Consider the following 11377-nt stretch of genomic DNA (forward strand, 5'->3'; position numbering starts at 1 on the left):
TTTAGGAGTTTTTAAACAAAAACCGATGCCGTCTCAATGGCATGCTCCACAATCCGCAAGGCTTCTTTCAATTGTTCGCGGCTGATGATCAGCGGCGGCGACAATTGCAGTACATTACCTTGCGAAACTTTGAAGCTCAGACCATTTTTCAGGCATTCGTACATCACTATTTCTGCTTCTTTAACGGCTTTTTCTTTGGTGTCCCTGTTTGTTACCAGCTCAATTCCCCACAATAATCCCACGCCCCTGATATCTCCGATCAACGGAAATCTGTCTTTCATTTTGTTCAATTCTTCCGCCATGAACAATGCATCTTCCTGTACTTTTTGCAGGATATGGTTTTGTTCCATGTAGTCCAGCATGGCCAGCGCGGCCACACTTCCCAGCGGGCTCTTTTCATGGGTAAAATGTCCCAATGAAACGCTCTGGGCAATATTATAAGCATCTCTGGCAACGATGGCCGCCATAGGCATCACACCGCCGCCGAGGCCTTTTCCGAGACAAATAATGTCCGGCTCGATAGGATAATGCTCGAACGCGAACATTTTGCCGGTACGGCCGAAAGCGATCGGAATTTCGTCCAGGATCAGCAGTACCCGGTGTTTTTTACAAATCTCCTGCACGCGTATCCAGTATGCTTGCGAGGGAATTTGTACGTCTGTATTTCTAATGGTTTCAATGATAAAAGCGCCGATATCGCCTTCCTTTTCAATGACATATTCCAGGTAGTCGGCATACGCCAGGTCACTGTTTCCGGCCGCAGCAAAAGGGCCACGGTAAGTCATAGGAGGTGGAACGCGCTCTACACCAGGCATTAATGCGCCCATATCTTTCCTGAAATCCAGCTCACCACCAGCCGAAATTGCGTCCAGCGATGCGCCGTGAAATGAATCCCAGAGCGATATTACTTTATGCCTTCCCGTCACGATCCGCGCCAGTTTCAGCGCCATACTGATCGCCGAAGTACCTCCCGGCGCAAAAAGTACGCGGTTCAGGTCTCCGGGGAGCAAGCTCCCGAGTTTTTTAGCCAGCTCGATCGCCGGAATGTTGGTATATCGTCTTGGTGAAAAAGGCAGAATGTCCAGCTGCTCTTTCAGTTTTTCAATAATATAAGGATTACGGTAACCGAGCTGATGCACATTGTTACCGTGGAAATCCATGTAACGCTTGCCTTGCAAATCCGTGAGATAAATACCTTCACATTCAACCAGCACGTCGAGGCACGGTGTAGAAAGCGACTGATGCAAGAAGTACTCGGCGTCCTCATGCAGGTAGCCCGCAGTTTCAGGGTCGCTGATGACCGCGTACCAATCACGCCTGGCAGATGATAAATTAATGTCGCCTTCCGTCCTGTTATGTACTTCTGCCATCGTATCTATTTTACAAATAGTTTGTCTGCCGGAATCAGTTGCTTGGTTACGCCCGGGCCTTTGTAGAAAGTATCCAGCCAAAACCCACCGCCATTGTTATAATATTCTACTTTAATCGCATGCTTACCTGCTTTCAGCTCAGCAGAACCGCTTTTTTCCTGAACACCGTGGTTTCCGTCATTGTCTACCACCTGTTTTCCATCTATAAACAGCTTGCTACCGTCGTCGGATTGTGTTGAAAACTGGTATTTTCCATCCTTATCAATCTGGATAAAACCTTCAAATTGCAGCGCAAAACTTTCGTTTCCTTTTTCCAGCAACTTGTTGATCTGCTCCCTTTCCATGCCAAATTCAGCATTGATCCACGTTTTGCCTTTTTCCAACTGAGTAAAATCAGGCAATTTCCGCAGATCATTACCCTGATAAAAAGTAGTGGTCACCCCATTACCCTGCCCGCTTTTCACCAATCTAAAATAAGCAGTGGAAGCCAGACTTGGGTTACCTTTCTCATCAAAAGTTTTCGCTTTCACAACAGTTGTTTTGCTAACCTCAAATGGCTCTTTATAAACAAGCTTTGAAAAAAGCGGATAGGAACCGTCGGTGGTATAGCGAATCTGCGCATTGGCCACTTTGGATTCAATTTTAACCTTAGGCTTTTCATTCACATACAACCCACCCGCTTGCTGGTACAGGTTCCGGTCTGGATAAATGACAGGTGCTTCCACCGTCTTTTCACCAAGCCATAAATTCTCAGGTTCATTCAATCCCTCAAAAACAGGTTTAACCGGCCGGCCGATCCAGGCATAGGGCTGCTGAACGCCAAGAGCAAATGCAATGGTCGAAGCGAGGTCATAGGTATATACCTGCTGCTGGATCACATACCCTTTTTTGACACCTTTTCCATAAAAGATACCGGCGATCTCAGCCTCCTGAGGAGTAGCGCCACCGTGACCGTAGCCCAGCCCGCCATGATCCGCCCAGATAATCACCAGCGTCTTGTCCATCATTCCTGCCTCCTTGATCCCGTCAATGATTTTTTTAACCAACGAATCCGTTTTGGAAACAGACAGATAGTACTCCGCCGACCCATGCCCGCCGTGGTGGCCTGCATGGTCCACATGGTCGAAATGCACGAAACCCAGTACCGGTTTTTTAGTTTTAATGTATTGGATAAAGTCAGCAGCCGTGGAATCTTCGGTAGAAAATCGTTTGTCATAATTCACCGAATTCTTTTGGAATAACCGCCCAAAACCATCCCAATGATAGACTGTACCGATCTCCGCTTGCGGCTTTGCTTTGTGTAAAACACTGAAAATCGTAGGAAAACGTCCGTCCGCCTCACTCACGATCGGAGGCAGGGTGTGATCGTCCATTTCCCAGTCATTATTAATAATTCCGTGTTGCTCCGGGCCCGCGCCCATGATCATGGAAGCCCAGTTCTGGCTGCTCGCCGAAGTAAGGACCGTACGCACATTCCATTTCACACTTCCGTTTTCAATGAGGCTCCCGATAAATGGCGTTTTCGCCTTCTTGATACCGTCCGGACTCAGCCCGTCTACACCGATGACGATCACGTGCTCAATACCCGACGGCTTTGTTTCTGAATTTTGAGCGCACGCTGCCAGTGGCAACACCACCGCCGACAACATGTACAATGCTTTTGAAAACATAGGAATAAAATTAGGTTGGTCTTATAATGCCTGATATGTCCCTCCAACCACCTCGTCGCACAATCCAAATGATAATGTCATCCCGTTACCACCCAGACCATTGATAATCGTGACCCCACTTTCCGGTTTGATGACAATTTCTGTTTTTCCATTGGTCATTTTCGGGTAGATCCCGTGCCAGGTCTGGAACACTTTCGGCGATTTGAACTGGGCGAATGTACCCAGGTAATCCAGGATCATTTTATTGATAAATTCCCGGTCAAACGGATCGAAAGTCAATGCATACTCGTGCGAGTCACCCACTGTGATTTCGCCCAATCCATTCTGTGACGCCATGACATGAATGCCCCACTTCAAATGTTCGCTGTATTCGCTTTCATACCTGGCTTTCAACCCAGGCAATGAAGCCGCTGCCTGAAATCCGTGGTAATGTATCAATGAAAGGCCCCCACACAATGCCGGACCGATTTTCCAGTCGTCTGGCTGCGCTTCCAGCCTTAGCATTTGCAACTTACATTTGGTAAGCGGGGCCGCTGAAAATTCTTCCGGATAAAGTGTCTCAAAATCCTGGCCGCTGCAAACGAAAACTTCGTCCGCTGACCAGCTTTTGGCGCCAGAATAAACATGTGGATATCCCACTTTTGATATAGCAGTATTCCAGATAAACGTGATCCCCAACTGAGATTCCAGGTAACCAGGTATTGCGGCAATGGCCTCTCTCGGGTCCACGATCATTTCATCCGCCGACCACAACGATCCTAATAACTCTTTTCCGTTTACGGCGGGAGATTTTTCCAATGTTTCAACAGCATTCAGCACGCTCACCGGCCGGTAAGGACTCACTTCCACAAACTGCTTCATCACTTCCAGCTCATCCTGATGATACGCCATATGGAGGCTACCACCTTCGTATGACCAGCATTTAGCACCTGCCAGCGTCTCTTTCCAAATACTTTTGGCGTGTAAAGCCCTTTCGTACAACTTGCCTTCCGGCTGCCCGATCGGCCACACCATTCCGAAATTGCGGATCGAAGCGCCTATCGCTTTGGACGAACGCTCAATGACTGTAACCTGATAACCGCGTACCGCCAGCGCACGCGCGGTGGCCAGCCCTACGATCCCTGCTCCGATAACAATAGCAGATTTACTCATTATAAATGCTTTGGAATGGGTTGCTGATTAATTTTTTTGAGCGGCCAAAGTGCTGCTGGCCGAGAGAATGCTGAGCACATCCGCGATATCGTCGATGACGTGGGTTGGCTTGTAGGGAAGCAATTGTTCACGTGTAAATGCACCGGTCGTTACCCCTATCACATATTTACAGCCTGCATTGATCCCCTCATTGATATCCACCTCCGTATCACCCACTTTCGCTACGTTTTCAGCCGAGCTTACGCCAAGGGCTTTCATGATTTTCTGGATCATATCCGGGTATGGACGACCAAAAGGCACTTCGTCGCTCGCCACGAGGTAGTCAATCTTGTCTTCCCAGCCCAGGCGATCGATGATCACGTCGGCAATGTCCCGTGAAAAACCGGTGTTCAATGCGATCTTCACACCATCCGCACGCAGACTCGCAAAAGTCTCCTCCACATTGGGAAGAGGCGCAATGTCCTGCGTAGAACGGTAAAAATCCAGCATTCCGCTTACGAACTTCGCATGGATCGCGGCCACCAGCTCGTCGGTTATTTTGTCCTTATCCGCCTCCCGCACTTCCAGCATCATCCGGATCGCCAGCGGTTTTTCATATCCCATCAACGGGTTCACGTCTTCAATGGCAATACTATACCCCTGCGATTCCATTGCTTGCTGAAACGCAATTCCTACATAATTTTTGTCCTTGACAGTGGTACCCGCCATATCAAAGACAACAAGTTCTGTTAACATCTTCGTAATTATAATTGGTGAACTAATATTGAACTTTACCCGGATTGGATTTAGAAAAATCAGAGCAACTAATGAAGATCAAATGTAAAGCATTACTTAACTTTTTAAAAACACTTTTTCTCAACGTGCTGATTTGTAGCTAAAAGTATCTTCAAATCATTACATACACAAGAAAAAGTTAATTAATATTGAAAAAAATTAAGCAAATCCTCCCCTATACCGCAAAAATAACGCCAAATAAAAGAGCAGATATTACCGGAATGTTAATTAATATTTAACTTTTGAGAATTTTCGCGAACACTTTTCACGTAAAGAAGAATTAAACAGATTCATTGAAGAAGTAGATCACCAGCAACAGCACTTCGTCACCACCAATGCACTTGGGATTGTGCAGCTCATTGGCATCAAAAAACATAGAATCGCCCTCATTCAGTATATATTTATTTTTCCCGACGGTATATTCCACCGACCCTTCGAGCACATATTTGAATTCGAACGCATTGGTGCGGACCATGGGACGGCGCGCATCTTTTTCCAGCCGCAACAGAACCACATCGATATGGTTATCCTTAAACTGTTTGCTAAAAATCCGGTGATAGTAAAATCCTTTGGCATTCTCCTTCGTAAACGGCTGATATTCTTCCTTTCTCCTGATCAGCACATTCTCACCGGGGGCAGAGATAATGTCTTTAAAAAAAGCGTTCAGGTCAATGTCAAGCGCTTTGATCAGCCCCAGCATTACAGGCAGCGAAGGAATGGTCCGGCTGTTTTCTATCTGGGACACAAGACTTTTGGTAACGCCCGCCTCATCTGCAATCTCCTGAAGGGTGACACCCTTATTCTTTCTGACCTCTTTTAACTTATTACTGATCTGTAAAAGAATATCCTCCTGCATAGGGAATCGCTGTTAATTGTCGACTGAATTTGCCTCAATGAATGAGCAAGGTAAATTATAATTTAATCTAAAAATATAAAATCTCCCGATCCAGGAACCGGGAGATTGAAAAAAAAGCAAAAATCAGAAGTCGCTAAATTCCGGTAACAGACCGGTGACTACCTTCACTTTTCACTTCACTAAGCAACTTTTTCATGGCTAATAGTACTGCTTTTTGAAAATTTGGACCAAAACTCACCCTGGCCACCCCCAGCTTCCGCAATACCTGGATGTCAGGAACTCCGGTGGTGGCCAGAATATTCACCGGCACAGATAGTTCCTGCACCAGACTGGCGATGGAAGCCTCATCTTTGACCAGAATCGGATAAACCGAATCCGCTCCGGCGTCCACGTAGGCCCTTCCTCTTTCAATCGTTTGTTCCAGCCGGACTTCCGGCTCCAAGTCGGGACGCAGCAGATAGACATCCGTTCTTGCGTTGATAAATAATCTTATACCTTCCCTTTCCGCAACCCTGCGGATCAGCCTGATCCGTTCCGCCTGCGCATCGATGGACAGCAGCTTACGTGTTGTCGGATCGCTATCCTCTATGTTAATACCTGCGATACCGGTTTCGATCAGTTTTCGGATATTCATTTTCAATGTGGCAGCATCCGACGCATACCCCGATTCAATGTCGGCCGTCACCGGCACACTTACTGACTTCACGATTTGAGACAAAATGCTTAAAACCATCTCAAAAGGGATATTTTCTCCATCCTGATATCCGTTGGCACGGGCAATGGCAGCACTTGCCGTAGCCACAGCCCGGTAGCCCGCTTCTTCGAGCAATGTAGCTCCGGCAGCGTCCCAGATATTAGGTAATACCAAGAGATCCTCGCTGTAATGCAGCTTTTTGAAGACATCGGCTTGCTCCGACGGCTTACTTTGGGTTAATGGACTATTGAACATATTATTCATTAGTCAAGCGCCAGATGATCCGTAATCGCAACCCTGTTCCAGGCACTGATGGTCACCACTGCCATCACCACCGCTTTGGTGTACGCCTCACCCAGCAGCTCCACCGCCTTGTCGTAAACCGCATCGCTGACCCCGTGCTTCGCGATCAGCGTAACTTCCTCCGTCAATGCTAAAATCGCTTTTTCTTCCTCCGTGTAAAGCTGCGTTTCCCGCCAGGCACTCAGCAAATAGAGCTTCTGCTCACTTACTCCCAGCTTTCGGGCCTCCCGCGTATGCATGTTGATGCAGTACGCACAGCCGTTGATCTGCGAAGCCCTGATTTTGATCAGCTTATAATGTACTTTGTCCAGGCCGCTTTCTGAAATGTACGCTTCCAGTTGGCGTATTGCGGCATACGCTCTGGGATCTACTTCTTTCGTTGAACTTCGATGTGACATCATTACATACTGGTTATTATTTACTATTCACAAAAATACCACAACACAGGACTACCACATTGATCCATTTTGAATATTTTGAGTAGTCCAATGTTATCGCCAATGATTTTCCAAACTGAATTAAAAAAATAATTAACCAGGTGAAATTTCCCTGAAACTTTTTCGCTCAGTTATTTGAATTTTATAATTTTACCAAATGAGCAATACAGAAACCATTCAGGAGTTTTACCGCCGGGTACCACAAGCTAATGCTACCGGACTCTCTCTTAATAATGCAGGAGCAGGTCATTTCAATGTCTTTGAAAGGAATTCCTGCTACAAAAAGACTCCATACAGCCGTCGGGATTTTTACAAAGTTTCGTTCATCATCGGTACAGGCAGGTTACATTATGCCGACAAATGGATCGACATTGACCGGCCTGCATTGCTTTTTTCCAATCCAATGGTACCTTATTCCTGGGAGGCTACTTCCGAAGAACAGCTTGGCTGGTTTTCTTTATTTACCGAAACTTTCGTCCATCCTGCTGAGCGGAAGGACTTTCTTCAAGACTCTCCCCTATTCAAGATCGGTGGCGACCCGGTGTTTTTTGTTGATGAGCAACAGCAAAAAGACCTTTCCGCGATTTTCAGAAAAATGATGGCCGAGATTGAATCAGACTACGCTCACAAATACGAAATGCTGCGCAACTACCTGCACCTGATCATTCACGAGGCGATGAAAATGCAGCCCGCCGAGAGTTTCGAGCGCCAGATCAACGCTTCCAGCCGCATTACTTCACTATTTATGGAGTTACTCGAAAGACAATTCCCCATCGACGCGCCGGAAAATGGCTTAAAACTGAAAACAGCCAACGACTTCGCGAAAAGCCTGTCAGTTCATGCCAATCATTTGAACCGATCGGTCAAAGAAATCACCGGAAAAACCACCACAGAACATATTTCCGCAAGAATTACACAGGAAGCGCAGGCGTTGCTGAACCATACCAACTGGAATGTGTCCGAGATCGCATACAGCCTCGGCTTCGAGTACCCCGCCTACTTCAATATCTTTTTCAAGAAACAAACGGGCCTTACCCCGGGCGGCCTGAGAAGCAGGGCTATTTGATTTTTATAAACATCTGTTTGAATGTTATAAATCCGACCACAAGCCTGGATATTAATTTTGTGCTGTCAGCAAAACAAGCTGACAGAAACATTCACCACAAAGCCGGAAGCTTGCCGCCGACGGCCGATAGCCAAAAACATAGTATGAAATTCAGGAGCCTTGGAACTACAAATGAAAAATTATCAGCCATCGGTTTGGGCTGCATGGGCATGAGCTTTGCTTACGGCCCTACCGACGACGACGAGAGCATTGCTACCCTGCACAAAGCGCTTGATCTGGGCATCAACTTTTGGGATACCGCGGATATGTACGCCAATGGAGAAAATGAAGAACTCATTTCCAGAGTATTGGTACCAAACCGCGACAAAATTTTCATCGCCACCAAATTCGGTTTCCGCTACGGAGAAAATGTAGCCGGGCCTAAAAACTCAGCCGGTGCCTACTTTGACGGTTCTCCCGCCTGGATGAAAGTCGCGGTAGAAAACAGCCTGAAAAGACTAAAAATCGACACCATTGACCTCTACTACGCCCACCGCATAGACCCGAATGTGCCCGTGGAAGAAATGGTAGGAGCTATGGCAGAACTGGTTAAGGAAGGAAAAGTGCGTTACCTCGGTCTCAGCGAGGCATCACCCGCGTCTATCCGTAAGGCCAATGCGATTCACCCAATCGCGGCATTGCAAAGTGAGTACTCGGTGATTACCAGAGATGTGGAAGCGTCGATCCTCGGCACTGTTCGTGAGCTGGGTATTTCGCTGGTTCCCTACTCCCCGCTTGCAAGAGGCCTGGTTACCGACACATTGAATGTGGCGACATTGGCCGACAGCGATTTCAGAAGGTCATTGCCGAGGTACCAGCAGGAATTTGCAGACAACAATGCCAAACTTGTGAAAGGTTTCGCGGAAATTGCTGCTGGCAAAAATTGTTCTCCCGCACAGCTTGCACTGGCCTGGGTACTCGCACAAGGCGAGGACATTATCCCGATCCCGGGTACCAAGAAAAGGAAATACCTGGAAGAGAACGCTGGCGCATTGGACGTAACGCTTTCTGTTGCAGACCTTAGTGAAATTGACGAGCTCGTAGCGCGCTACCCTAATACCGGCGAGCGGTATAGCGAAGGTGCTATGAAAATGGTGAACCATTGATATAATAAGACAGGGTCGCCTAGACTTGGTAAGTCTTGAAGACTTGCCAAGTCTCCCCGTCTTCCTCAAAATAAAATATTGCTATTTCCAGTATTTATGTTAAAATATCAGCCGGTTATCATTTTAAGCCATTTTTAATATTGTATTTATATTAAATCACCATTCTTCGGTTGGTAAATTATTTTATATTTGGTAGAGAATTGGCAATTCCCTTAAACACCTGATTATAAATGATTGACTTCCGAAACTATTCTGATGATGAGCTGGCCGCTTTGATGAAGGACGGGGAGGAAGGTGCATTTGACGAAATATACAACCGGCACTGGGACAAACTTTTTTATACTGCCCACAAAATGGTGAAGTCGGCTGAAATAGCCGAAGAAATTACCCAGGATACTTTTATGCTATTCTGGATAAAAAGACAAACCCTTGAAATCCAGTCGCTGAAACCGTATCTCGCCGCGATGCTTCGGTATGAAGTGTATCGTTACCTGGCGAAGTCGAAACAGGCGCATGAAATAGAAATGTCTATCAAAGAGCAGGCCATTACTTCTGTTTCCATTGATCAGGAAATTGAAAATAAACTCCTGATCGAAATCATTACCAATCTTACCAACCGCCTTCCGGAGAAATGTCGCCTGGTGTTCCAGTACAACAAATTGCAGGACAGGTCACTTCCCGACATTTGCGAAGAGCTCAAAATTTCCCCGAAAACCGCGGAAGCACATTTGACCAAAGCCCTTAAAATGGTCCGTGCCAACCTGAGCGGCGTTGCTCATTTTCTTCTGCAAATACTCCTTCTAACCAAATTTTAGAGGGTATCCACAAAAATATCACTTTTTTATTTTTCAACTAAGGGGTTTCTCTTACATCTCCCCTCTATGTATTCCAAAGAGCAAATCCGCTTTGCAATGACACAGGAGTACATCAGACAGTTGGCCAGAAAGTTCCTCAACGGAACAGCTTCCGAGGAAGAAAAACAGATCTTACACGACTGGTATGACCAACAGAATCCGGAAATACCAGGGGTGCAAACCGTTTATACTACCACTTCCGAAGATGCCGACGAGGTAAAAAACCGCATGCGCTCGAATCTGAAAGCCATGCAGCAGCCTGCTGTCCAAAAATCCAGCTTCCCATTGATCCGAAGACTGGTAACGTGGTCTACCGCGGCCGCGGCGATGGTGATTGGCGGTTTTATTTACTGGACTAATAATCATCACAAACCGATCGAAACAACTATACACATCGTGCAGGCACCTTTGGGAAAAACATTGAAAGTAACACTGCCCGACGGCTCTTCCATTTGGCTCAATGCAGGTTCCAGTCTCTCCTACCCCGATTCTTTCAGAGGAAAAACCCGGGAAGTGGTACTGCGGGAAGGCCAGGCGTTTTTTGACATTGTGCATAAAACAGAACAGCCCTTCATTGTCCACGCCAAAACATTGGACATTACCGTGCTCGGGACTTCATTTGATGTGAAAGCCTATGAAAATGATGCGGACATTAAGGTAACAGTGAGAACCGGAAAGGTAGGCGTCACGCTTCGTGACAAACCCGAAACCCCGGCCCTCATGCTGCTACCTGCCGAACAAGCGGTGGTTCCTGAAAAAACAGCCAAAATTCATGTCAGTGAGATCAGCAAACCCGCAATTGCACCCTGGAAAGACAACAGACTGGTTTTCGAAGATGAGTTATTATCCGAAGTGTTCCACGCGCTGGAAAGGAAATACGATCAGCACATTGTGATTGAGAAAGAAGACCTGGCGAATGAAAAAATTACATTAACGCTTGACAATCAGCCCATGACGGACGTATTGAAAGTCCTGGGCTTTTCCAAAAAATTCAATTATTCACAACTAAACGATAGCACGATTGTAATCAGATAGAAAGGGAAATAAATCACGGGT

11 protein-coding genes are annotated in these 11377 nt (G+C 46.6%); 4 read left to right on the forward strand and 7 right to left on the reverse strand.

Going from position 1 to position 11377, the window contains the following annotated elements; translation table 11 throughout:
- Positions 1-11 precede the first annotated feature (11 nt).
- The 7 genes from ON006_RS21075 to ON006_RS21105 all read right to left on the reverse strand — a co-directional run bounded on the left by ON006_RS21075 (position 12) and on the right by ON006_RS21105 (position 7220).
- The gene (locus ON006_RS21075; protein ID WP_244823834.1) at positions 12-1370 is read right to left on the reverse strand and encodes an aspartate aminotransferase family protein; all 1359 of its coding nucleotides are present in this window, start codon (positions 1368-1370) and stop codon (positions 12-14) included.
- Between the two features lie 5 nt (positions 1371-1375).
- Positions 1376-3040: an alkaline phosphatase family protein gene (locus ON006_RS21080; protein WP_244823835.1), complete on the reverse strand. Its 1665-nt coding sequence runs from the start codon at positions 3038-3040 to the stop codon at positions 1376-1378.
- Positions 3041-3061: 21 nt separating this feature from the next.
- Positions 3062-4192 (reverse strand): TIGR03364 family FAD-dependent oxidoreductase, encoded by a 1131-nt coding sequence (locus ON006_RS21085; RefSeq protein WP_244823836.1) that lies wholly within the window; start codon positions 4190-4192, stop codon positions 3062-3064.
- Between the two features lie 27 nt (positions 4193-4219).
- Entirely contained in the window at positions 4220-4927 is a 708-nt protein-coding gene (locus tag ON006_RS21090) for an HAD-IA family hydrolase (protein WP_244823837.1), read from the reverse strand.
- A 319-nt stretch (positions 4928-5246) separates the two neighbouring features.
- Complete coding sequence (locus ON006_RS21095; protein ID WP_244823838.1) at positions 5247-5822, reverse strand: helix-turn-helix domain-containing protein; 576 nt, start codon at positions 5820-5822, stop codon at positions 5247-5249.
- A 133-nt stretch (positions 5823-5955) separates the two neighbouring features.
- On the reverse strand, positions 5956-6771 hold the full coding sequence (locus tag ON006_RS21100; RefSeq protein ID WP_244823839.1) for an isocitrate lyase/PEP mutase family protein: 816 nt from the start codon (positions 6769-6771) through the stop codon (positions 5956-5958).
- An 8-nt stretch (positions 6772-6779) separates the two neighbouring features.
- The gene (locus tag ON006_RS21105; RefSeq protein ID WP_310590219.1) at positions 6780-7220 is read right to left on the reverse strand and encodes a carboxymuconolactone decarboxylase family protein; all 441 of its coding nucleotides are present in this window, start codon (positions 7218-7220) and stop codon (positions 6780-6782) included.
- 193 nt (positions 7221-7413) lie between these two features.
- On the opposite strand from ON006_RS21105, the gene ON006_RS21110 reads away from it, so the two are divergent.
- The 4 genes from ON006_RS21110 (at position 7414) to ON006_RS21125 (ending at position 11356) form a co-directional block, all read left to right on the forward strand.
- Positions 7414-8322: a helix-turn-helix domain-containing protein gene (locus tag ON006_RS21110; protein WP_244823840.1), complete on the forward strand. Its 909-nt coding sequence runs from the start codon at positions 7414-7416 to the stop codon at positions 8320-8322.
- 17 nt (positions 8323-8339) lie between these two features.
- Positions 8340-9467, forward strand: coding sequence for an aldo/keto reductase (locus ON006_RS21115; RefSeq protein WP_374760237.1), 1128 nt, complete (start codon positions 8340-8342; stop codon positions 9465-9467).
- Between the two features lie 230 nt (positions 9468-9697).
- Positions 9698-10282, forward strand: coding sequence for an RNA polymerase sigma factor (locus tag ON006_RS21120; RefSeq protein ID WP_244823841.1), 585 nt, complete (start codon positions 9698-9700; stop codon positions 10280-10282).
- Positions 10283-10348: 66 nt separating this feature from the next.
- Positions 10349-11356: a FecR family protein gene (locus tag ON006_RS21125; protein WP_244823842.1), complete on the forward strand. Its 1008-nt coding sequence runs from the start codon at positions 10349-10351 to the stop codon at positions 11354-11356.
- Positions 11357-11377: the final 21 nt, after the last annotated feature.

It is taken from the genome of Dyadobacter pollutisoli (assembly GCF_026625565.1).
GTDB classification, from domain to species: domain Bacteria; phylum Bacteroidota; class Bacteroidia; order Cytophagales; family Spirosomataceae; genus Dyadobacter; species Dyadobacter pollutisoli.